The organism is Streptomyces sp. NPDC046303, from assembly GCF_055588085.1.
Genome location: NZ_JBVJFA010000054.1, coordinates 1 through 22,445 on the forward strand (window position 1 = coordinate 1; position 22,445 = coordinate 22,445).

A 22,445-nucleotide genomic window follows, 5' to 3' on the forward strand; every position below is an offset into this window, starting at 1 on the left:
ACGTACGTCCAGTACGCGGGCATCCGGCCGGCACGCCGAGAGCACGCACCGGACACCGCTCCTTCACCACGGACCTCCGTCAGACACCCCCTAGGACGCTCAGCGGTAGGTGAGCTCGGCCAGCTCGGTGGCCAGGCGGGTGCGCAGGGCCGGGATGCGGCCGAGGACGGGGAGCAGGGTGTTGCGCAGGGCGCGCAGCACGGGGTTGCGGGTCGTGGCGATGCGGGTCATTCGGTCGGTGAGGGCCACCACCCGCAGGGCGACGGGGCGGCGGCGGGCCTCGTAGGAGTCGAGGTCGCCGGCGGCCAGGGCGCGGCCGAGGGCGTACGCGTCCTGGATGCCGGTGTTCATGCCCTGGCCGCCGGCCGGGCTGTGCACGTGGGCGGCGTCACCGGCGAGCAGCAGCCGCCCGGCGCGGTAGCGGTCGGCGACCCGGTGGTGGATCCGGAACCGGGAGGACCAGACGAGCTCCCGGACGGTGGCCTGGCCGGGCGCCCGCTCGTCCAGCAGGCCCTGGACGAACGCGAGCCCGGGATCGGCCGGGGCCTCGGCGACGCCGGCGACCACCCGGTAGCGCCCGCCGGGCAGCGGGGCGATCACGGTGAGCCCCGTCGCGCCGAGGGTGAGCGAGACCTCGCCGGCACCCGGAGCCCAGTCCATGACCACGTCGGCCAGCACGAAGGACTCCTCGTAGGCGGAGCCGGTGAATCCGACCCCGGCGGCCTCGCGGACGACGCTGTGCATCCCGTCGGCGCCGACGGCGTGCGCGGCGCGCAGGGTCTGGCCGGTCGCCGTGGTGAGGGTGACGCCGTCGGCGTCCTGGGTGACGCCGGTGACCTCGTACGGGCGGTGGACGTCGCCGCCGAGGGCGCGCAGCCGGGCGAGGAGCACGGCCTCGGTCTGGTTCTGGGGGACCATCAGCGCGTACGGGTAGGGGGTCGGCAGGCCGCCGAAGCGGACCTCGGAGAGCGCGCGGGCGCCGTCGCGGACCCGGAAGGTTCCTATGGGCAGGCCGCGGCCGATCAGCTCGGCTGAGAGGTCGCGGGACGGGTCGAGCTCGTCGAGGACCTCCAGGGTGCGGGCGTGCACGACGGCGGCGCGGGACGTGTTGGCGCCCTCGGCCTGGCGGTCGAGGAGGACGAAATCGACTCCGGCCTCGGCCAGGGTCACGGCGAGCGCGAGGCCGGTGGGGCCGGCGCCGATGATCGCGACGGACGTGCTGGCGGGGAGTGCGGTGCGGGTCATGCGAGCCTCCTCCGGCGGGCCAACACTTGTTGGCCAACGACTGTTGGCACCACGATGCGCCGGATGGGCTCGCTTGTCAACGGTTGTTGGCCTACGGTTGTTGGCATGACGACGCGACGCACCTCCGACACCACCAAAACGGCCATCCTGCGGGCGGCGCGCGAGCGCTTCGCCGCCCAGGGCTACGAGCGCACCACCATCCGCGCGGTCGCGGCGGACGCGGGGATCGACCCCTCGATGGTCATGCGGTACTTCGGCAGCAAGGAGCAGCTCTTCGATGCCGCCCTGGCCGTCGACCTGCGCATGCCGGACCTGCGCGCCGTGCCGGCCGCCGAACTCCCCGCCGCCCTCGTGCGCCACTTCGTGGACCGGTGGGAGGGCGACCCGGCCGATGACGCGCTGCTGGTGCTGCTGCGGTCGGCGGTGACGAACGAGCAGGCCGCGGCCCGTTTGCGGGCGGTGTTCGCGACGCAGGTCGCGCCGGCGCTGGCGGCCGCGCTCGGCCCTGAGCGGGCCGCGGGGGTGGCCGGCCTGGTCTCGGCCCAGCTGCTGGGCCTGGCCCTGACCCGCTATCTGCTGCGCCTGCCGGGGGTCGTCTCGCTGACCCCCGACGACCTCGTCCAGGGCCTGGCCCCGGCCCTGGCGGCCACGGTCTCAGCCCCCTGAGGCCGCCGCCCGCCCGCGGCCCGGTTTCCTGGGGCGGAGCCCCAGTGTCGGGAAGGGGCGGGGTGGGGGAAGGCTCCGCGCAGCGGTTACAGCAGGGCGTCGCGGAACGCGCCGCCCGCCTCCGCGACGATCGCGGACATGCTCTGCGCCGGCCGCACCAGGCTGAAGCGCACCCCCGCCGACCCCACGGCGAAGCCGTGCACCGCCGGGCGCGGCAGGCTGTTGTAGCCGTAGTGGGCGGTGAAGAAGTACGCGCCCGTGTCCGGCACGCCGATCAGGTCGCCGGGAACGAGCCGCGGCAGCTCCCGGGCCGTCGCGAGCAGGTCCCCCGCGAAGCAGGCCGGACCGGCGATGTCCTGGGCCACCGGGTCGCCGTCCTTGGGGACGCCCTTCGCGTCGTACGGCAGGATCCGCAGCGGCCAGGCCGCCGGGGCGTAGACCGTGCGGGTCGCCAGCTGGACCCCCGCGTGGGTGAGCGCGATCGGGCGGGCCCCGGTGGTCTTGGTGTACTCGACGCGTGCGAGGACCAGCCCGTGCTTGGCCAGCAAGGACCGCCCGAACTCCGTGACCAGGCCGTACGAGCCGTCGAAGAGGCCGGGCACCGCCCCGCGCAGGGCCGACACGTACGCGGCGAACGTCGGCGCCGGGTCGTCCGAGGCGAAGTTCACCGGCAGGCCGCCGCCGATGTCGAGGGTGTCGACCTGGCGGCGCCCGGCCGCCGCGTTGATCTCCTCGGCCAGCGCGTGCAGTTCCCGTACGCCTTCGGCGATCAGCGGCAGCGGGACGCCCTGCGAGCCCGAGTGGATGTGCAGCCGGGTCAGCCACGGCCGGTCCAGGAAGGCCCGTACGAGCCACGTCCGGGCGCCCGGGTCGCGCAGCGCGATCCCGAACTTCGAGGTGGCGGTGGCCGTGGACAGGGCGTCGATGGTGCCGGCCCCGGTCTGCGGGTTGATCCGTACGCCGACCGGGGACGCGGAGGGCGCGGCGGCGAGCAGGGCGTCGAGCCGCTCCAGCTCCTGCCGGTTGTCGGCGTTGACGGCGATGCCCAGGTCCAGGGCCTCGCGCAGTTCGGCCGCCGTCTTGGCGGGGGAGTCCAGGACGGTCCGCTCGGCCCCCACCCCGGCCGCCCGGGCCAGCGCCAGCTCGCCGGGACCGGCCACCTCGCAGCCGAGCCCGGCGTCGGCCAGCAGCCGCAGGACCGGGACGAGCGGGGCGGCCTTGACCGCGAAGGCGTGCAGGACGGGCGTACCGGGCGCCAGCGCGGCCGCGAAGGCGGCGGTCAGGGCGGCGGCGGAGGCGCGGATCCCGGCCGTGTCCAGCAGGCAGACCAGGGGCTCCGTGTCCAGCAGCCCCTGCGCGACGGCGGCCCGTACGGCCAGGTCGCGGCGCGCGGCGGCGCCTTCCGTGTCCATGTCGGCAGCCATGTGCGCCATCCCATCATCCGAAGGAGCCCGCCGCAGCTGTTGACTGAATCTATTCAGGAGGTCAGGATGTGAATGGATTGACCAACATCGGAGGAGGCACCGCCATGTCAGGACCCCGCCCCGTACGCGCCGCGCGAGGCACCGAGCTGAGCACCCTGGGATGGCAGCAGGAGGCCGCGCTGCGGATGCTCCAGAACAACCTCGACCCCGAGGTCGCCGAGCACCCCGACAAGCTCGTCGTCTACGGCGGCACCGGCAAGGCCGCCCGCGACTGGCGCTCGTACGACGCGATGGTCCGCACCCTCCAGACCCTCAAGCAGGACGAGACGATGCTCGTCCAGTCCGGCCGCCCGGTCGGCGTCATGCAGACGCACGAGTGGGCGCCGCGCGTCCTGCTCGCCAACTCCAACCTGGTCGGCGACTGGGCCAACTGGGAGGAGTTCCGGCGCCTGGAGCAGCTCGGCCTGACCATGTACGGGCAGATGACCGCCGGTTCGTGGATCTACATCGGCACCCAGGGCATCCTCCAGGGCACCTACGAGACCTTCGCCGCCGTCGCCGCCAAGAAGTTCGGCGGTACCCTCGCGGGCACCATCACCCTCACCGCGGGCCTCGGCGGCATGGGCGGCGCCCAGCCGCTGGCCGTGACGATGAACGACGGCGTCGCGATCTGCATCGACGTCGACCCGCGCGCGATCGAGCGCCGCATCGAGCACCGCTACCTGGACGTGAAGGCCGACAACCTGCGGCACGCGCTCCAGCTGGCGGTCGAGGCCCGCGACTCCCGCAAGCCGCTCTCCATCGGCCTGCTCGGCAACGCGGCCGACCTGCTCCCGCAGATGCTGGCCGAGGGCGCGCCCATCGACATCGTCACGGACCAGACCTCCGCCCACGACCCGCTCGCCTACCTGCCGACCGGCGTCGACTTCGAGGACATGGCCTCCTACGCGGCCAAGGACCCGGCGGGCTTCACCACCCGGGCCCGCGAGTCGATGGCCCGCCACGTCGAGGCCATGGTCGGCTTCATGGACGCGGGCGCCGAGGTCTTCGACTACGGCAACTCCATCCGCGGCGAGGCCCAGCTGGCCGGCTACGACCGCGCCTTCGCCTTTCCCGGCTTCGTCCCCGCCTACATCCGGCCGCTGTTCTGCGAGGGCAAGGGCCCCTTCCGCTGGGCCGCGCTCTCCGGCGAGGCCTCGGACATCCACAAGACCGACCGGGCGATGCTCGAGCTCTTCCCGGAGAACGAGTCCCTGCACCGCTGGATCAAGATGGCGGGCGAGCGCGTCCACTTCCAGGGCCTGCCCGCGCGCATCTGCTGGCTCGGCTACGGCGAGCGCGACAAGGCCGGCGAGCGCTTCAACGACATGGTCGCGAGCGGTGAGCTGGCCGCCCCCCTGGTCATCGGCCGCGACCACCTCGACTGCGGCTCGGTGGCCTCCCCGTACCGCGAGACCGAGGCCATGCTCGACGGCTCCGACGCCATCGCCGACTGGCCGCTGCTCAACGCGATGGTCAACGTCGCCTCCGGCGCCTCCTGGGTCTCCCTGCACCACGGCGGCGGCGTCGGCATGGGCCGCTCCCTCCACGCGGGCCAGGTCACCGTCGCGGACGGCACCCCCCTCGCGGGCGAGAAGATCCGCCGCGTCCTCACCAACGACCCGGGCATGGGCGTCATCCGGCACGTCGACGCCGGCTACGACATCGCCGAGTCCGTGGCGGACGAGCGCGGCGTACGGGTCCCCATGCGGGAGGGCTCCGCGTGAGCCAGGCGGACGTGCCGGGCGCGGCGCCGCTGCCGGGGGCTCTGCCCCCGGACGCCCGCGCCTCGAACTCCCCCGGACTCCGTCCGGGGGGACCCCCAGGCGGGGCAAGCTCGTTCCACGCCATGTGGGCGGAGCTCGCGCCCATCGGCCGCAACGCCGACTCCGGCGGGTACCGGCGCTACGCCTGGACCGGGGCCGATGCCGACTGCCGCACCTGGTTCCAGGAGCAGGCCGAGGCCCGCGGGCTGACGTACGAGACCGACCGCAACGGCAACCAGTGGGCCTGGCTGGGCGACCCCCTCGCGGGGGACGCCGTGGTCACCGGCTCGCACCTGGACTCCGTCCCCGACGGCGGGGCCTTCGACGGCCCCCTCGGCGTGGTGTCCTCCTTCGCGGCCCTGGACGAACTCCGCAGGAGGGGCGCGGAGTTCGCCAGGCCCTTCGCCATCACCAACTTCGGTGACGAGGAAGGGGCCCGCTTCGGCCTCGCCTGCGTCGGCTCCCGGCTCGCCGCCGGACAGCTGACCAAGGAGAAGGCGTACGCCCTGCGCGACGCCGACGGGATCTCCCTCCCGCAGGCCATGGAGAGCGCCGGCTACGACCCGGAGGGCATCGGCGCGGACCCCGAACGCCTGGCCCGCATCGGCGCCTTCGTCGAACTGCACGTGGAACAGGGCCGGGCCCTCGACCTGTCCGGGGACCGCGTCGGGATCGCCTCCGCGATCTGGCCGCACGGCCGCTGGCGGTTCGACTTCCACGGCGAGGCCAACCACGCGGGCACCACCCGCCTGGTGGACCGCCGCGACCCGATGCTCACGTACGCGGCGACCGTGCTGGCCGCCCGCACCGAGGCGGCCCTCGCCGGAGCCGTCGCCACCTTCGGGAAGATCGCCGTCGAGCCCAACGGCGTCAACGCCATCCCCTCCCTCGTGCGCGGCTGGCTCGACTCCCGCGCCGCCGACCAGGCCACCCTCGACACGGTCGTCACCGCCATCGAGAAGGCCGCGCGCGAGCGCGCCGACCAGGACGGCATCGACCTCGCGATCGTCCGGGAGTCCTTCACCCCGGTCGTCGAGTTCGAGCACGCCCTGCGCGACGAGATGAACCGGATCCTGGGCGGGGCCGTCCCCGTCCTCGGCACCGGGGCGGGACACGACGCGGGAATCCTCTCCGCGGCCGTCCCGACCGCGATGCTGTTCGTACGGAACCCCACCGGCGTCTCCCACTCCCCGAAGGAATTCGCCGCCGAGGACGACTGCACCGCCGGAGTCCTCGCCCTCGCCGACGTACTGGAAGGCCTCGCGTGCCGGTGAAGACGTTTTGGCTGGAGCACGCCTGGCTCGGCGCACATGTCGAGCCGGGCGTCGCCCTGGACGTACACGACGGCCGGATCGCCGCCCTGCGCACCGGCGTGGACGCCCCGCCGCCCGGCGCGGAGGTGCTGCGCGGCCTGACCCTCCCGGGCCTGGCCAACGCGCACAGCCATGCCTTCCACCGCGCCCTGCGCTCCACCGTCCAGGTGGGCTCGGGCACCTTCTGGACCTGGCGCGAGGTCATGTACCAGGTCGCCCAGAACCTCACCCCCGACAGCTACTTCGCGCTCGCCCGCGCCGTCTACGCCGAAATGGCCCTGGCGGGCATCACGAACGTCGGCGAGTTCCACTACGTCCACCACGCCCCGGGCGGCGCCCCGTACGCCGATCCGAACGCGATGGGCGAGGCCCTGATCGAGGCCGCCGCCGCGGCCGGCATCCGGATCACCCTGCTCGACACCGCCTACCTCTCGGCGGGCTTCGGTCAGGCGCCCGACCCGCACCAGCTGCGCTTCTCCGACGGCACCGCCGAGGCGTGGGCGCAGCGGGCGAGCGCGCTCAAGCCGCGCGACCACGCCCTGATCGGCGCGGCGATCCACTCGGTGCGCGCCGTCCCGGCCGCCCAGCTGGCCACCGTCGCCGCCTGGGCGCAGGAGCGCCGGGCCCCGCTGCACGTCCACCTCTCGGAGCAGACCGCCGAGAACGACGCCTGCCGGGCCGCACACGGCCGGACCCCGACGCAGCTCCTCGCCGACCACGGCGTGCTCGGCCCGCGCACCACCGGCGTCCACAACACGCACCTGACCGACACGGACATCGCCCTCCTCGGCGGCACCACCACCGGCACGTGCATGTGCCCCACCACGGAACGGGACCTCGCCGACGGCATCGGTCCGGCGACCCGGCTCCAGCAGGCGGGCAGCCCCCTGTCGCTGGGCAGCGACAGCCACGCAGTCATCGACCTGCTGGAGGAGGCCCGCGCCATGGAGCTGAACGAGCGGCTGCGGAGCCGGACCCGCGGGCACTGGACGGCGAACGCCCTGCTCGCGGCGGCGACGGCCGACGGCCACGCGGCCCTCGGCCGGCCCGACGCGGGGCGCCTGGAGGCGGGGGCGCTCGCGGACTTCACCACCATCGCCCTGGACTCCGTCCGAACGGCCGGAGCGGTGCCGCGGCTCGGGGCCGAGACGGCGGTGTTCGCGGCCACGGCTTCGGACGTCCGCCACACGGTCGTGGCCGGCCGCCACATCGTCCGCGACGGGCTGCACACCCTGGTCCCGGACGTCCCGTCCGCCCTCGCCTCAGCCATCGCCACCCTCCGCCCCTGACGAACCCGCCTGCGGCGGCCCTCCTCCCCACCCGCCCCCAGCCCCCGGGAGCGGGGGGATGGGGGCGGAGCCCCAGTTCGGGAAGGGGTGGGGGAACGAAACCACTCGACGACCACGAGGAACCATGACCACCACCGCCCTCACGAACATCGGCAGCCTCGTCACCAACGACCCCGCCCAGGGCGACGGCAGCCCCCTCGGCCTGGTCCAGGACGCCGCCGTCGTCCTCGACGGCGACCGCATCGCGTGGGTCGGCCCCACCGCGAAGGCCCCGGCGGCGGACGAGACGTACGACGCCGCCGGCCGCGCCGTGATCCCCGGCTTCGTCGACTCCCACTCCCACCTCGTCTTCGCCGGCGACCGCACCGCAGAGTTCAACGCCCGGATGTCCGGCCGCAGCTACTCCGCCGGAGGCATCCGCACCACCGTCGCCGCCACCCGCTCCGCCACCGACGCCGAGCTCGAGGCCAACCTGGTGCGCCACCTCGACGAGGCCCGCCGCCAGGGCACCACCACCTTCGAGACCAAGTCCGGCTACGGCCTGACCGTCGCGGACGAGGCCCGCGCCCTGCGGATCGCCGCCGCGCACACCGAGGAGGTCACCTACCTCGGCGCGCACATCGTGTCCCCCGACTACGCCGAGGACCCGGCCGGCTACGTCGACCTCGTCACCGGCGAGATGCTCGCCGCCTGCGCCCCGTACGCCCGCTGGGTGGACGTCTTCTGCGAGAAGGGCGCCTTCGACGGGGACCAGGCCCGCGCCGTCCTCACCGCCGGCGCCGCCGCTGGGCTGATCCCCCGCGTCCACGCCAACCAGCTCTCCCACGGCCCCGGGGTGCAGCTCGCCGTCGAGCTCGAGGCCGCCTCCGCCGACCACTGCACCCACCTCACCGACGCCGACGTGGACGCCCTCGCCCAGGCGGCCGCGACCACCGTCGCCACCCTCCTGCCCGGGGCCGAGTTCTCCACCCGCGCCCAGTGGCCCGACGCCCGCCGCCTGATCGACGCCGGTGCCACGGTCGCCCTGTCCACGGACTGCAACCCCGGCTCCTCCTACACCAGTTCCATGCCGTTCTGCATCGCGCTCGCCGTCCGCGACATGCGGATGACCCCCGACGAGGCCCTCTGGTCGGCCACCGCGGGCGGTGCCCGCGCCCTGCGCCGCACCGACATCGGCTCCGTCACCCCCGGCGCCCGCGCCGACCTGGCCCTGCTCGACGCGCCCAGCCACGTCCACCTGGCCTACCGCCCGGGTGTGCCGCTCGTTTCCGTGGTGTGGCAGCGGGGTGTCCGCGTGCACTGACGAACGGTCAATTCCGGCCTGCCCTTTGTCTTCCCTCCGCAGGGCCCCGGGCGTACCTTGAGCCACCATCTGATGTGCCGTCAGTAACGTGTGGTCCCGAGGTCCGAGGGGAAGACGAAGGTGTCCAACCGGAAACGCTCCACCGCGCTCGCGCTGGCCTCCGCGCTGGCCGGATCGGCGGTACTGCTGGCCGCCCCCGCGGCCCGGGCCGCGGTCGTCGACGTGGCCTACGACTGCAAGACCCCGATCGGGGACAAGTCGGCGGTGTCGCCCATCGACATCAAGGCCGTCAAGGAAGGCGACGCCTACAAGCTGACCATGTCCTTCCAGAAGGGCGTTTCCTCCAGCCCCATCGAGCTCGGCAAGGGCGCGATGAACCCCAGCGCGGTCATCGTGGTCGGCGGAGCCGAGAAGACCACCGTCCCGGTATCCGGCCCGCCCAACCCGGAGGCCGCGCCCGCCAACACCCCCATCAAGATCACCGACCTCTCGGGCACCTACCAGCCCAAGAAGAGCGGCAAGGTCACCTTCACCGCCGGGGTGCTCACCATCAAGGCCATGGGCACCACGACCACCTGCACCCCCGGCAACAGCCCCGGCCCGTCCCTGGAGCTCGACGTCACCGCCGCCGGCGGCGCCGCCCCGGCCGGCGACGAGGACGGGGACGGCACCCTCCCGCAGACCGGACCCACCGACTCCGCCCTCGCGCTGGGCACCCTCGGCGGCACCGTGCTGCTCTCCGGCGCGGCCGGCGTGCTCTGGCTGACCCGGCGCGGCCAGCGGGCCCGGTCCTGAACGGAGCCCCCGGCCATGCCCGTGCTCCACACCCTCCGACGACTCGGCGTGCTGCTCCTGGCGGCCACCGCGCTGCACACGGCCACCGCGAGCCCCGCGGCGGCCGAAGAGCCCGGCTGGACCGCCGAGCCCGTCGCCGGAGCGGCCGCCGCGGCCCGGCCGGGCGGCGGCCGCCCGTACTTCTACCTCTCCGGCACCCCCGGCACCGTCCTCGAGGACCGCCTCGCCCTGGCCAACACCACCGACCGGGAACGCACGATCACCCTGCGCGGGGCCGACGCCTACAACACCGCCGACGGCGCCTTCGCGGTCCGCCCGGCGCAAGGGTCCACCGGCGCCGGATCCTGGATCAGCTTCGGCGCCGGAGCCACCGTGAAGGTCCCGCCCCGCACCCGCGCGGTGGTCCCCTTCACGCTCACCGTGCCGCCCGCCTCCCCGCCCGGCGACCACCCCGCGGCCGTGGTCGCCACCGAGGGCGGCCACGAGGTCGGCGTACGGGTCCACCTGCGGGTCAGCGGCCCCACCCTGGCCGCCCTCACGGTCGAGGACGTCGCTGTACGCGGCAGGGGCCCGGCCGCGGTCGTCGCCTACACCCTGGTCAACCGCGGCAACGTGGCCCTCGCCCCGGAGCTGGCGCTGGAGGCCGAGGGCCTCTTCGGCGAGGTGCCGGGACGCACCGGCCGCGCCCTTCCCGTGGAGCTGCTCCCCGGCCAGCGGGTGGAGCTGGCCGAGCCCTGGCCCGGAGCCCCCGTCCTGGACCGGGTGCGCGTCACCCTCACCGTCACCGCCCCCGGCGGCGCCCGCGCGGTGGCCGCCGGATCGCGCTGGCTCGTGCCCTGGAACCTCGTCGGCTGGACGGGGGCGGGCCTGCTCGCCCTCGGCGGGACCACCGCGGCCGCGCTGTACCTCGTACGCGCCCGGCGGCCGCGCACGGACCCCCCGGACGGGGCACCGCCCGCGGCCGGACCTGCCCCTGCACCGGAACACGAACTGACGGGAGCCTCCCGGTGAGTAGACTCGGAGCCCTGCTCGCCTCGGGGCTGGCGGTGTGCGCGCTCGCCCTGTTCCCGGCGCCCCGGGCCGCCGCCGACGAGGGCAACCCCACCGTGTCGCTCTCCCTCCAGGAGGCCGCCAAGGGCACCGAGATCACCGTCACCGGCACCGGCTGGCGGCCCAAGACCCTGGTGATGCTCCTGGTCTGCGGGCAGAACATGATCGGCGGCACCAACAGCTGCGCCAACGCCGACGGCGTGGCCGTGTCCGTCGCCGACGACGGGCACTTCGCCGCGCAGCTGCCCGTCGTGGCACCGCCCAAGCCCTGCCCCTGCGTCGTCAACGTCACCTCCGTCAACGGGGACCAGTCCACCGTCGCCGCCGCGCTGAAGATCACGGACCATCCGGTGGCCGACCTGCCCGCCGCATCCGGCACGGCCCGCCTCGCGATGCTCACCGGGGTCCGGCTGGAGGGCGACGACGGGGTGCTGACCTGGTTCGGCGCCCCGCCCAGCCGCACGTTCAAGGTCACCGTCGGCAATCTCGGCTCCGCCCCCGTCAAGGACCCGGTCTTCCAGCTCGGCACCGCCCACGGGGTGTTCGCGCCGCTGTGGGAGGAGGTCCGCTGGAAGGGCACCATCGCCCCCGGCGGCAAGGCGGAGATTGCCCTGAACGTGGCCCTGGCCGCGGGCGCCCACGGCGACTACACCGTCTCCCTCAAGTACGGCGAGACCGTCGTGGCCACCCAGCCCTGGGGCGTGGACCGGCCGTACGGGGTCCTGCTCTTCTGGGGCCTGCTCCTGCTGGTCATCCCGGCCGCCGTGTTCCGCATCGGCATGGCCGTCGTCGACAAGGTCCGGCCGCGCACCGCGCCCCCCGGCCGCCACCGCGTGGCCCGCCTCCCCGAGGCGGCGGCCGCCGTGACGGCCCGCCTGCCCGGGCTGCCCGCCGTACGGGGAACCGCGCGCGCGGCCGCGAAGCCGCCGGCGCCATCCCCCGAGAACCCCACGGCGGTGCTGCCGTGGTTCACCCCGGACAGCGCGCCGGAGACAGCACCACAGACGTCCGCACCGTCTGAGAACCGTTCGACGACGAAAGGACTTTCGTGAAGACCCAACGGAGGGTGAGCGCGGCCGTGGTCGCGCTGCTGCTCGGCGGCGCGGGTATCGCCATCTCGGCTTCGCCCGCCCTGGCCGCCGAGGCCACGTTCAAGGTCAAGTGCGTTCCGCCGGCCGGTGGAGGCGATCCGGTGGAGGGCGAGACCACCGCCAAGATCACCGCCCCGGCCACGGCCAAGGTGGGTGACGAGGTCGACGTGGTCTGGGAGACCGTCAAGCCGGCCTCGAACAACACGGACCTGATGGACATCCCGCAGGACTCCGTCCAGCCCACCGGCTGGATCGCGGTGGGCGGCGGGATGGGCGAGCTGAAGGTCGTCGGGGAGAAGAAGAACCCGCCGATCCCGAAGAAGGCCCCCATGGTCATGTCGCCCATGAAGGGCAAGCTGAAGCTCACCAAGGCCGGCAAGATCACCCTGACCCCCGGCAAGTACGAGGTCGCCGTCACGTTCTCCTTCGGCACCTTCGTCACCAAGTGCGCGCCGACCGGCGAGGTGAAGGGCGGGGCGACCATCGACGTGGCGGCCGGCACCACGAGCGGCGGCACCACCAGCGGCGGCACCACGAACGGCGGGACCACCAGCGGCGGCACCACGAACGGTGGCACCACGAACGGCGGCACCACCGGCGGGGGCGGGGCCAATGGCGGCACCACCAGCGGCGGAGGCGGCGGCCAGACCGACTTCCCGGGCAAGGCCGTCGAGGTCGCCTTCGACTGCGGCCCGGTCGTCCCCGGGGGCATCAAGACCCCGGTCACGATCAACGCCAAGAAGAACGGCGGCAGCTACGACCTGACCGTCAAGACGGCCAAGGGCGCGATGGCCGCGCCCATGGCGCTGCCCGCGGGGGCCCTCAAGCCCTCGATGAACGTCAAACTCGGCGGCACGGACAGCGGCATGGTCAAGGTCTCCGGCCCCGCCAACGCGGAGCCGATCCCGGACAAGGCCCCGGTCAGCCTCAACGACATGACCGGCACCTACAAGCCGGGCAAGACCGGCAAGGTGACGCTCAGCCCGGACCAGCTGACCATCGACGTCACGATGGCCCCCGGCTCCACGCCGATCAACGTGCCCTGCAAGGCGACCAGCAGCGGAGTCTCCCTGGAACTGGACACCACCGCCCAGGCGGGCGGCTCCGGCTCGCCCTCCACCACGGGCAGCACCACCAACGGCCCGGGCGGCCTCGCCGACACCGGCGCCGAGGACGAGGGCGGCATCCAGGCCCTCGCCCTGGTCGCCGGCACGGTGATCCTGCTCGGCGCCGCCGTCTTCACCTTCACCCCCTGGCGCCGCCTGCGCGGCACGCGGTAGGCACGCGGCGGCACGGGCGAACGGCGTACGACGCGAAACGGCCCGGCACACCATGTGGTGTGCCGGGCCGCTCGCGCTGCGAAGCGGGTGCGTCAGTGGACGTCGCCCATCATCGTCTGGACCTTCTTGCGGTACATGTGGATCGCGAAGCCCGCGAGCACCGCCAGCGCGGCCTGCGCGGCGATGATCGTCGTGCCGTTCAAGTCCACACCCGCGATGGAGAGCAGGCTGGTCGTGCAGTCACCGGCGGTGACCGCGAGGAACCAGACACCCATCATCTGGCTGGCGTACTTCTGCGGCGCCATCTTGGTGGTGACGGACAGACCCACCGGGGACAGGCACAGCTCGGCGATCGTCTGGATCATGTAGATCGAGACGAGCCACATCGGGCTGACCTTGCCGCCGTCGCCGGCCATGCCCATCGGCACGACGAAGACGAAGAACGAGCCGCCGACCAGGACCAGGGCCATCGCGAACTTCACGATGGTCTTCGGCTCCTGGTTCTTGCGCGCCAGCCAGATCCACAGCCAGGCGAAGACCGGAGCCAGGGACATCACGAAGAGCGGGTTCAGCGACTGGAACCAGGTCGACGGGAAGTCGAAGCCGAAGAGCGTGTTCGCGGACTTCGTCTCGGCGAACGCGGCCAGCGTGGAACCACCCTGGTCGTAGATCATCCAGAAGACGGCGGCGGCCACGAAGAACCAGATGTAGCCGGTCATCTTCGACTGCTCGGGAGCCGAGAGGTCCTTGTCGCGCTTGATGCGGACGAGGACGCCGATCGGGATCAGCAGACCGGCGATGGTCAGCGGGATCATGGCCCAGTTCAGCGTGAACACACCGGCGAAGCCGACGACCGCGTAGAAGAGGGCGACGATGCCGACGCTCGCGACGACCTTGACGATGATCGCGCTGCGCTCCTGGGCGGAGAGCGGGTTCGGGACCAGGTTGCTCGTCGGGCTCAGGTGCTTGGTGCCCAGGAGGAACTGCGCCAGACCCAGCGCCATGCCGACACCGGCCATGGCGAAGCCGAGGTGCCAGTTGACGGTCTGGCCGACGGTGCCGATGGCGAGCGGGGCGACAAAGGCGCCGAGGTTGATGCCCACGTAGAAGAGCGTGAAGCCACTGTCACGGCGAGGGTCCTGCGGACCGTCGTAGAGGTGGCCGACCATCGTGGAGATGTTGGCCTTCAGCAGACCGGAACCGACCGCGACGAGCGCGAGACCGGCGAAGAACATCGCCTGACCGGGAAGCGCGAGCGCGAAGTGGCCCGCCATGATCACGCCGCCCGCGACGGTGACCGTCTTGCGGGCACCCCAGACGCGGTCGCCGAACCAGCCGCCGGGCAGGGCCATGAGGTACACCATGGCGACGTACACGGAGTAGATCGCCGTCGCGACGGCGGTCCGCATGGCGAGGCCGCCCGCCTGGCTGCCTTCCGCCGCGTCGGGGCCGCCCGACAGGATGTACACGACGAGCAGTGCGCGCATGCCGTAGTAGGAGAAGCGCTCCCACATCTCGGTCATGAACAGCGTGGCCAGGCCACGGGGGTGGCCGAAGAAGGTCTTCTCGGTGGACGGATCCGCCGAGTCCCTCGTCAGGCTGGAAGCCATGGTCGATCCTTGCTTGGTCGGGACGCGTGGCTTCGTGAGCCCATCAGCGCCCGGTGGGGGGTGGCCGGCACCGGCAGCGGGGGTCCCACCCCACGCCCGGGGGTCTCGCTCCCGTGGGGCCGGGAGCGAAGGGACATCCGTGACCGGGATCCACGCCCGGCCGCGCATCCTCGCGCGGCGGGCCCGGCCCACAGGTCATTCACTGTCATCAAGCCCGCACCGGCCAGTCCGTACAGACTGCCCAATCCGGTCAGGACAGAAGGAGAGACCTTCGGCGCGTTTTTCGGCACAAAGGTCCCCGAGGTAGTGCATCAGGCGTCTCGACACCATACGACACGACAGGGCCGGATAAGGAAGGACTTGAGATATGGATCACAGGTGACGCGGGAACCGTTCGACCATATTCGAAGGTGTGGAGTGGCCCATAAGCCCAGATAGACAGGGGTCCTCCCGCGGCCACCTCCAGTCGGTCGCCGCGGACTACCATCACCCACATGACGCGTGTACTGCTCGCCGAGGACGACGCATCCATTTCGGAACCCCTGGCCCGCGCCCTGCGCCGGGAGGGGTACGAGGTCGAGGTCCGGGAAGACGGCCCCACGGCCCTGGACGCCGGACTCCAGGGCGGCGTCGACCTCGTCGTCCTGGACCTCGGCCTGCCGGGCATGGACGGCCTGGAAGTGGCCCGCCGGCTGCGCGCCGAAGGCCACGGCTTCCCGATCCTGGTCCTGACCGCCCGCGCGGACGAGGTCGACACGGTCGTCGGCCTCGACGCCGGCGCCGACGACTACGTGACCAAGCCCTTCCGCCTCGCCGAGCTGCTGGCCCGGGTCCGGGCCCTGCTCCGCCGCGGCGCCGCCGAGGCCAGCCAGCCCCCCGCCACCCACGGCGTGCGCATCGACGTCGAATCGCACCGCGCGTGGATGGGCGAGGAGGAGCTCCAGCTCACGGCCAAGGAGTTCGACCTGCTGCGCGTCCTGGTCCGCGACGCCGGCCGGGTCGTCACCCGCGACCAGCTCATGCGCGAGGTCTGGGACACCACCTGGTGGTCCTCCACCAAGACCCTCGACATGCACATCTCCTGGCTGCGCAAGAAGCTGGGCGACGACGCCGCCAACCCCCGCTACATCGCCACCGTCCGCGGCGTCGGCTTCCGCTTCGAGAAGAGCTGAGCAGTTCCCACGCCATGCGCCGCCGTCTGATCAACTCCACGCTCGCCGTCGTACTCGTCGTGATCGCCGTCTTCGGCGTCTCCCTGGTGATCGTGGAGACCCGGACCATCACCAGCAGCGCCCAGGACCGCATCGAGTACGAGGCGCAGCGCCTGGCCGGGATCGTCGAGGCGAACGTCCTGGAGCGCAAGCAGGTCGACGCGCAGGCCCTCGCCGACCAGCTCGACGTCGGCCACCACGCCACGATCACCATCCCCGGGCGGCCCTCCGTGGAGGTCGGCCACCGGATCGACGAGGACGTGATCCGCGGCACCGCACATACCGAGCAGGGCGAGACCGTCGTCGTCGAGGAAGCCCGCTCCACCGTGACCAAGGAGGTCGTGCGGACCCTCGCGGTGGTCGGCGCCGTCGCGCTGCTGGCCGTCGTGGCGGCCGTCCTGCTCGCCGTACGGCAGGCGAACCGGCTGGCCTCCCCGCTCACCGACCTCGCCGAGACCGCCGAGCGCCTCGGATCGGGCGACCCGCGGCCCCGGCACAAGCGGTACGGGGTGCCCGAGCTGGACCGGGTCGCGGACGTACTGGACTCCAGCGCCGAGCGGATCGGGCGGATGCTGACCGCCGAGCGGCGCCTGGCCGCGGACGCCTCCCACCAGCTGCGCACCCCGCTCACCGCACTGTCGATGCGGCTGGAGGAGATCACGGTCACCGAGGACCTGGAGACCGTACGGGAGGAGGCGACCATCGCCCTCGCCCAGGTGGAGCGGCTCACGGACGTGGTCCAGCGCCTGCTCACGAACTCGCGGGACCCGCGGACCGGCTCGGCGGTCGCCTTCGACCTCGACGAGGTCGTCAAACAGCAGGTGGAGGAATGGCGGCCCGCCTACCGCAGCGCCGGCCGCGCCATCGTGCGCTCCGGCAAGCAGGGCGTACGGGCCGTGGGCACGCCCGGAGCGGTGGCGCAGGTCCTGGCCACCCTGGTGGAGAACGCGCTGATGCACGGCGGCGGCACCGTCGCCCTGCGCACCCGGGTGATCGGGAACCAGGCGGTGCTGGAGGTCACGGACGAGGGGCCGGGGGTTCCGCCGGACCTCGGCAACCGGATCTTCGAGCGGGCCATCAGCGGCCGCAACTCCACCGGCATCGGCCTGGCCGTCGCCCGGGACCTCGCCGAGGCGGACGGCGGGCGCCTCGAGCTGCTCCAGGCGCAGCCGCCGGTGTTCGCGCTGTTCCTGAGCCGGACGGCCCCGGAGCGCACGGAGCCGGAGAAAACGGTCCGCTAGCGCCGGCGCAGGTGCCGGCCCCGGCGCGGTTGCCGGCCCCGGCGCGGTTGCCGTGCCGGGCTTCAGCCGGCCGCGGGTTCCGGTTCGGGCTCGGGCAGCGGTTCGGGCTTCCGGTCCGGCTTGGGCAGCGGGGCCGGCTCGGGTATCGGCTCGGCCTCGGCGGCCGGCGGCAGGGCCTTGAAGACCCAGGTCCGGTACGACCAGAAGCGGAAGACCGTCGCGGTGCCGATGCCGATGAACTTGAACACGTTGGTGGCGACCGGTCCGTCCCAGCCGAAGCCGTACGTGGCCGTGTACAGCACACCGTTCTCGATCACCAGGCCGACCGCGCTGAACGCCGCGAACAGGGTCAGCTCGCGGGTCCGGCCGCTCTTGGCGCGGTCCCGGTAGGCGAAGTAGCGGAAGCCGAGGTAGTTCGTCGCGATGGCGACCACGGTGGCTATCACGCTCGCGCGCACCACCTGCAGGTCGGTCGTGTTGCGGAGCAGGTTGAAGACACCCAGGTTGACCAGCACGCCCAGACCGCCGACCGCACCGAACTTGGCGACCTCCCGAACGAGACCGCGTACGCGTTCGAGAACAGTTCCGTTCCCCGGCGTGCTCATCTGAATGGTCAGTCCTGTCGGTCACCGCCCCGCACAGGGGCGTCCGCTGTTCTCCGTCAACCCCCTCATGCTAAGTGTCGCCCCTCAGGTCCGTCTGTGCCTTCGGACACCGTGCGACGCACGGCACACCGGCGCGTCCGCGCCAGGGGCACGTCCGGATGGCGGAATACCGCCGGATACCCTGGAGGAGTGACGTTCCCGGTAGTCGGCATGGTCGGCGGCGGACAGCTCGCCCGCATGACCCACGAGGCGGGCATCCCCCTCGGCATCAAATTCAAGATCCTCAGTGACACCCCTCAGGACTCGGCGGCCCAGGTCGTGAGCGACGTCGTCATCGGCGACTATCGCGATCTGGAGACGCTGCGCGCCTTCGCGCGCGGCTGCGACGTGATCACCTTCGATCACGAGCACGTGCCCACCGAGCACCTCAGGGCCCTGGAAGCGGACGGCATCCCCGTCCGCCCGGGGCCCGACGCGTTGGTGCACGCCCAGGACAAGGGGGTGATGCGCGCCAAGCTCGACGAGATCGGCGCGCCGAGCCCCCGCCACCGGATCGTGAGCGATCCGGAGGACGCGGCGGCCTTCGCGGACGAGGTGGGCGGCTTCCCCGTCATCCTCAAGACGGTGCGCGGCGGGTACGACGGCAAGGGCGTGTGGTTCGTCCGCACCCCGCAGGACGCGGAGGCCCCCTTCAAGGCGGGCGTCCCGGTCCTCGCGGAGGAGAAGGTCGACTACGTCCGCGAACTCGCGGCCAACATCGTCCGCTCCCCGCACGGCCAGGCGGTGGCCTACCCCGTCGTGGAGTCCGTCCAGGTGGACGGGGTCTGCGACACGGTGATCGCCCCCGCTCCGAACCTCTCGGAGGAGCTGGCGGGCGAGGCCCAGGCCCTGGCCCTGCGCATCGCCAAGGAGCTCGGCGTGACCGGCCACCTGGCCGTGGAGCTGTTCGAGACCACCGACGGCCGCATCCTCGTCAACGAACTGGCCATGCGCCCGCACAACAGCGGCCACTGGACCCAGGACGGCGCCGTCACCTCCCAGTTCGCCAACCACGTACGGGCGGTCCTGGACCTCCCGCTGGGCGACCCGCGCCCCCGCGCCAAGTGGACGGTCATGGCGAACGTGCTGGGCGGGGACTACCCCGACATGTACGCGGCGTACCTGCACTGCATGGCCCACGACCCCCAGCTGAAGATCCACATGTACGGCAAGGACGTGAAACACGGTCGCAAGGTCGGCCACGTCAACACCTACGGCGACGACCTGGACGATGTGCTGGAGCGCGCACGCCACGCTGCCGACTACCTCAGAGGAACGGTCACCGATTGACCTGCCCCCTCCCTAGCGGGAGGGGGTTCCCACCCTCACGGGTGAGGTTTCCTGCTTCACCACGGACCGCCCCGGCCGAGAGGAGGACTCCCGTTGAGGTCTGACGCCCGCTTCACAGGCAATGACCGCCAGCCCGGCGGCCAGAAGGTTGATCGCTGCGTTTTCGTCCCGGTCATGGGTCGTCCCGCAGTGCTTGCACGTCCACTCACGGACGTTGAGGGGCAACGTATCGGCGATGGCCCCACAGGCCGAGCAGAGCTTGGAACTGGGGAACCACCGGTCGACGGTGATCAGCTCACGCCCGTACCAGGCCGCCTTGTACTCCAGCATGGACCGCAGCTCGCGCCAGCCGGCGTCGCTGACGGCACGGGCGAGTTTGTGGTTCTTGAGCATGTTCTCGACGGTGAGGTCCTCGATTACGAGCGTTTGGTTTTCGCGCACGAGTCGAGTCGTCAGCTTGTGCAGGTGATCCCGCCGCCGGTCGGCGATCCGGGCATGGATCCTCGCCACCCGCGTGCGGGCCTTCGCCCGGTTGTTGCTGCCCTTCCCCTTCCGCGACAGCGCCCGCTGGGCGCGCGTCAGGCGCTCCCGGTCCTTGCGCTCGGGCCTTGGGTTCTGGACTTTCTCACCGGTGGAGAGTGTGACCAGGGTCGTCAATCCGGCGTCAAGGCCGATCGCGTTCGTCGTGTCAGGCATCTGGGACGGGGTGTCCTCGCAGAGGAGGGACACGAACCAGCGCCCCGCACGGTCACGGGAGACCGTGGCCGTGGACGGCATCGCCCCCACAGGCAGGGGCCGGGACCACACGATGTCCAGCGGCTCGGCCATCTTTGCGAGAGTGAGCCGGCCGTCGGCGTAGCGGAAGGCACTGCGCGTGTACTCGGCGCTCGCCCGCGACTTCCGTTGCGTTTTGAAGCGCGGATGCTTCGCCCGCTTTCCCCAGAATCGGACGAACGCCGCCTGCAGGTGCCTGAGCGTCTGCTGGAGCGGTACGGAGGACACCTCGGCCAGGAAGGCCAGCTCCTCGGTCTTCTTCCACGCCGTGAGCATGGCCGACGTCTGCCCGAGGCCCACGCGCTCCTGACTGGCCGCCCACGCCGCGGATCGGGCGGTGAGGGCCAGGTTGTAGACCTTCCGCACGCAGCCGAACGTCCGCGACAGCTCCGCTGCCTGCGCGTCGTTCGGATAGAAGCGGTACTTGAACGCCCGCTTCACAGAAGAAGCCCCCACGCCCCGGACGCTAGGGGTGGCCAGGATCCGAACACAAGCCCAGGTCACAGCATCACAGCGCGGTACATCGCCGCGGCACGGCTCCGAGCCGTGGATGCGTTTCCTACCCCGGCCGAGGCCGGGGATTCCCACGCAAGGAGATCGGGATGAGCACCTCCGCCGCAGGCCCCGTCATCGGCATCGTCATGGGCTCCGACTCGGACTGGCCGGTCATGGAGGCCGCCGCCCAGGCCCTGGACGAGTTCGAGATCCCCTACGAGGTCGACGTCGTCTCCGCGCACCGGATGCCGCGCGAGATGGTCGCGTACGGGGAGCAGGCCGCCGGCCGCGGCCTCAAGGCGATCATCGCCGGCGCCGGCGGCGCCGCCCACCTGCCCGGCATGCTCGCCTCGGTCACCCCGCTGCCCGTCATCGGCGTCCCCGTCCCGCTGAAGTACCTCGACGGCATGGACTCGCTGCTGTCGATCGTCCAGATGCCCGCCGGGGTCCCCGTCGCCACCGTCTCGGTCGCCGGGGCGCGCAACGCCGGCCTGCTGGCCGTACGGATGCTGGCCGCGCACGACGCCGAGCTGATGGGCCGGATGCAGGAGTTCCAGCAGGAGCTCAACGACCAGGCCACCGAGAAGGGCAAGCGGCTGCGGACGAAGGTCGCGGGCATGGAGTCCTTCGGATTCGGCAAGTGAGCGCGGCGCAGCGCCTGGACGAGGCGCGCGAGCTGCTGGCCGAGCACCCCGTCGTCGACGGCCACAACGACCTGCCCTGGGCGCTGCGCAAGCAGGTCCGCTACGACCTGGACCGGCGGGACATCGCCGGCGACCAGTCGGCGTACCTGCACACCGACATCCCCCGACTGCGCGCCGGCGGCGTCGGCGCCCAGTTCTGGTCCGTGTACGTGAGCACCGAACTGACCGGCGACGAGGCGGTCAGCGCCACCCTGGAACAGGTGGACGCGGTCGACCAGCTGATCAGCCGTTACCCCGCCGACCTGGTGCGGGCCCTGACGGCGGACGACATGGAGGCCGCCCGCGCCGAGGGCCGCATCGCCTCCCTCATGGGCGCCGAGGGCGGCCACTCCATCAACAACTCGCTCGCCACCCTGCGCGCCCTGCACCGGCTGGGCGTGCGGTACATGACGCTCACGCACAACGACACCATCGACTGGGCGGATTCGGCGACCGACGAACCCCGGCACGGCGGCCTGACGGACTTCGGCCGCGAGGTCGTCCGCGAGATGAACCGCGTCGGCATGCTGGTGGACCTCTCGCACGTCGCCGCGACGACGATGCGCGACGCACTGGACGCCACGGCCGCGCCGGTGGTCTTCTCGCACTCCTCGGCGCGCGCCGTGTGCGACCACCCGCGCAACATCCCCGACGACGTGCTCGAGCGGCTCCCGGCCAACGGCGGGGTCGCGATGGCCACCTTCGTCCCGAAGTTCATCCTCCCCGCGGCCGTCGAATGGACGCTGGCCGCGGACGAGAACCTGCGGGCCCACGGACTGCACCACCTGGACACCACGCCCGCGGCGATGGCCCTGCACCGGGCGTTCGAGGCGGAGCGCCCGCGCCCGGTGGCCACGGCCGCCACCGTCGCAGACCACCTCGACCACATGCGCGAGGTGGCCGGGATCGACCACATCGGCATCGGCGGGGACTACGACGGCACGGCCTTCACCCCGTCCGGGCTGGACGACGTCGCGGGCTACCCCCACCTCATCGCGGAGCTGCTCACGCGCGGCTGGTCCAAGGCCGACCTGGCGAAGCTGACCTGGTCCAACGCGGTACGGGTGCTGCGCGACGCGGAGGCGGTGGCACGCGACCTGTCGGCGTCCCGGGGCCCGTCCAACGCGGTGATCGGCTAGCCGGCCGCCCGGCCCGCGCGGCTGGGGCAACGGGTGTGACCTGCGGGTTACACCCGAATGCCACATCTGCCGGGCGACCCGGGCGTCACGCGTGTCA

At 72.6% G+C, this 22,445-nt stretch carries 19 protein-coding genes; 14 read left to right on the forward strand and 5 right to left on the reverse strand.

The window, feature by feature from the left end:
- Positions 1–99 precede the first annotated feature (99 nt).
- Positions 100–1,245 (reverse strand): FAD-dependent oxidoreductase, encoded by a 1,146-nt coding sequence (locus ACZ6I1_RS32835; protein ID WP_469292572.1) that lies wholly within the window; start codon positions 1,243–1,245, stop codon positions 100–102.
- Between the two features lie 105 nt (positions 1,246–1,350).
- On the opposite strand from ACZ6I1_RS32835, the gene ACZ6I1_RS32840 reads away from it, so the two are divergent.
- The gene (locus tag ACZ6I1_RS32840) at positions 1,351–1,911 is read left to right on the forward strand and encodes a TetR/AcrR family transcriptional regulator (protein WP_469292574.1); all 561 of its coding nucleotides are present in this window, start codon (positions 1,351–1,353) and stop codon (positions 1,909–1,911) included.
- An 86-nt stretch (positions 1,912–1,997) separates the two neighbouring features.
- On the opposite strand, the gene ACZ6I1_RS32845 is transcribed toward ACZ6I1_RS32840, so the two are convergent.
- A complete protein-coding gene (locus tag ACZ6I1_RS32845) occupies positions 1,998–3,335 on the reverse strand; it encodes a type III PLP-dependent enzyme domain-containing protein (protein WP_469292576.1) in 1,338 nt (445 codons plus the stop codon).
- Positions 3,336–3,439: 104 nt separating this feature from the next.
- Here ACZ6I1_RS32845 and hutU point away from each other — a divergent pair, with 104 nt between their 5' ends.
- The 8 genes from hutU (at position 3,440) to ACZ6I1_RS32885 (ending at position 13,261) form a co-directional block, all read left to right on the forward strand.
- Positions 3,440–5,101 carry a urocanate hydratase gene (gene hutU / locus ACZ6I1_RS32850; RefSeq protein WP_469292578.1) on the forward strand — a complete coding sequence of 554 codons (1,662 nt, stop codon included), beginning with the start codon at positions 3,440–3,442 and terminating at the stop codon, positions 5,099–5,101.
- A 122-nt stretch (positions 5,102–5,223) separates the two neighbouring features.
- On the forward strand, positions 5,224–6,414 hold the full coding sequence (locus ACZ6I1_RS32855; protein ID WP_469292609.1) for an allantoate amidohydrolase: 1,191 nt from the start codon (positions 5,224–5,226) through the stop codon (positions 6,412–6,414).
- Positions 6,405–7,742, forward strand: coding sequence for a formimidoylglutamate deiminase (locus tag ACZ6I1_RS32860; RefSeq protein ID WP_469292579.1), 1,338 nt, complete (start codon positions 6,405–6,407; stop codon positions 7,740–7,742). The genes ACZ6I1_RS32855 and ACZ6I1_RS32860 overlap by 10 nt, the downstream gene beginning before the upstream one ends.
- 124 nt (positions 7,743–7,866) lie before the next feature.
- Positions 7,867–9,045, forward strand: coding sequence for an imidazolonepropionase (gene hutI, locus ACZ6I1_RS32865; protein WP_469292580.1), 1,179 nt, complete (start codon positions 7,867–7,869; stop codon positions 9,043–9,045).
- A gap of 120 nt (positions 9,046–9,165) precedes the next feature.
- Complete coding sequence (locus ACZ6I1_RS32870; RefSeq protein WP_469292582.1) at positions 9,166–9,840, forward strand: LPXTG cell wall anchor domain-containing protein; 675 nt, start codon at positions 9,166–9,168, stop codon at positions 9,838–9,840.
- Between the two features lie 15 nt (positions 9,841–9,855).
- Positions 9,856–10,851, forward strand: coding sequence for a COG1470 family protein (locus ACZ6I1_RS32875; RefSeq protein ID WP_469292584.1), 996 nt, complete (start codon positions 9,856–9,858; stop codon positions 10,849–10,851).
- Positions 10,848–11,942, forward strand: a complete 1,095-nt coding sequence (locus ACZ6I1_RS32880) for a hypothetical protein (protein WP_469292586.1) — start codon at positions 10,848–10,850, stop codon at positions 11,940–11,942. Before ACZ6I1_RS32875 ends, ACZ6I1_RS32880 begins: the two co-directional genes overlap by 4 nt.
- The gene (locus ACZ6I1_RS32885) at positions 11,939–13,261 is read left to right on the forward strand and encodes a hypothetical protein (RefSeq protein WP_469292588.1); all 1,323 of its coding nucleotides are present in this window, start codon (positions 11,939–11,941) and stop codon (positions 13,259–13,261) included. Before ACZ6I1_RS32880 ends, ACZ6I1_RS32885 begins: the two co-directional genes overlap by 4 nt.
- A 92-nt stretch (positions 13,262–13,353) precedes the next feature.
- On the opposite strand, the gene ACZ6I1_RS32890 is transcribed toward ACZ6I1_RS32885, so the two are convergent.
- Positions 13,354–14,871 carry a peptide MFS transporter gene (locus ACZ6I1_RS32890; protein ID WP_469292590.1) on the reverse strand — a complete coding sequence of 506 codons (1,518 nt, stop codon included), beginning with the start codon at positions 14,869–14,871 and terminating at the stop codon, positions 13,354–13,356.
- 494 nt (positions 14,872–15,365) lie between these two features.
- On the opposite strand from ACZ6I1_RS32890, the gene ACZ6I1_RS32895 reads away from it, so the two are divergent.
- Together ACZ6I1_RS32895 and ACZ6I1_RS32900 are read left to right on the forward strand one after the other, a co-directional pair.
- Positions 15,366–16,043 carry a response regulator transcription factor gene (locus tag ACZ6I1_RS32895; RefSeq protein WP_446593322.1) on the forward strand — a complete coding sequence of 226 codons (678 nt, stop codon included), beginning with the start codon at positions 15,366–15,368 and terminating at the stop codon, positions 16,041–16,043.
- A gap of 14 nt (positions 16,044–16,057) precedes the next feature.
- Positions 16,058–17,323: an ATP-binding protein gene (locus ACZ6I1_RS32900; RefSeq protein WP_469292592.1), complete on the forward strand. Its 1,266-nt coding sequence runs from the start codon at positions 16,058–16,060 to the stop codon at positions 17,321–17,323.
- Positions 17,324–17,385: 62 nt separating this feature from the next.
- On the opposite strand, the gene ACZ6I1_RS32905 is transcribed toward ACZ6I1_RS32900, so the two are convergent.
- Entirely contained in the window at positions 17,386–17,928 is a 543-nt protein-coding gene (locus tag ACZ6I1_RS32905) for a GtrA family protein (RefSeq protein WP_469292594.1), read from the reverse strand.
- Positions 17,929–18,039: 111 nt separating this feature from the next.
- On the opposite strand from ACZ6I1_RS32905, the gene ACZ6I1_RS32910 reads away from it, so the two are divergent.
- Positions 18,040–19,257 carry a 5-(carboxyamino)imidazole ribonucleotide synthase gene (locus tag ACZ6I1_RS32910; RefSeq protein WP_469292596.1) on the forward strand — a complete coding sequence of 406 codons (1,218 nt, stop codon included), beginning with the start codon at positions 18,040–18,042 and terminating at the stop codon, positions 19,255–19,257.
- 12 nt (positions 19,258–19,269) lie between these two features.
- On the opposite strand, the gene ACZ6I1_RS32915 is transcribed toward ACZ6I1_RS32910, so the two are convergent.
- Positions 19,270–20,487: an RNA-guided endonuclease InsQ/TnpB family protein gene (locus ACZ6I1_RS32915; protein ID WP_469292597.1), complete on the reverse strand. Its 1,218-nt coding sequence runs from the start codon at positions 20,485–20,487 to the stop codon at positions 19,270–19,272.
- 146 nt (positions 20,488–20,633) lie between these two features.
- Here ACZ6I1_RS32915 and purE point away from each other — a divergent pair, with 146 nt between their 5' ends.
- Both purE and ACZ6I1_RS32925 read left to right on the forward strand, forming a co-directional pair.
- Entirely contained in the window at positions 20,634–21,170 is a 537-nt protein-coding gene (gene purE / locus ACZ6I1_RS32920) for a 5-(carboxyamino)imidazole ribonucleotide mutase (protein WP_469292599.1), read from the forward strand.
- On the forward strand, positions 21,167–22,348 hold the full coding sequence (locus ACZ6I1_RS32925; RefSeq protein ID WP_469292600.1) for a dipeptidase: 1,182 nt from the start codon (positions 21,167–21,169) through the stop codon (positions 22,346–22,348). Before purE ends, ACZ6I1_RS32925 begins: the two co-directional genes overlap by 4 nt.
- Positions 22,349–22,445: the final 97 nt, after the last annotated feature.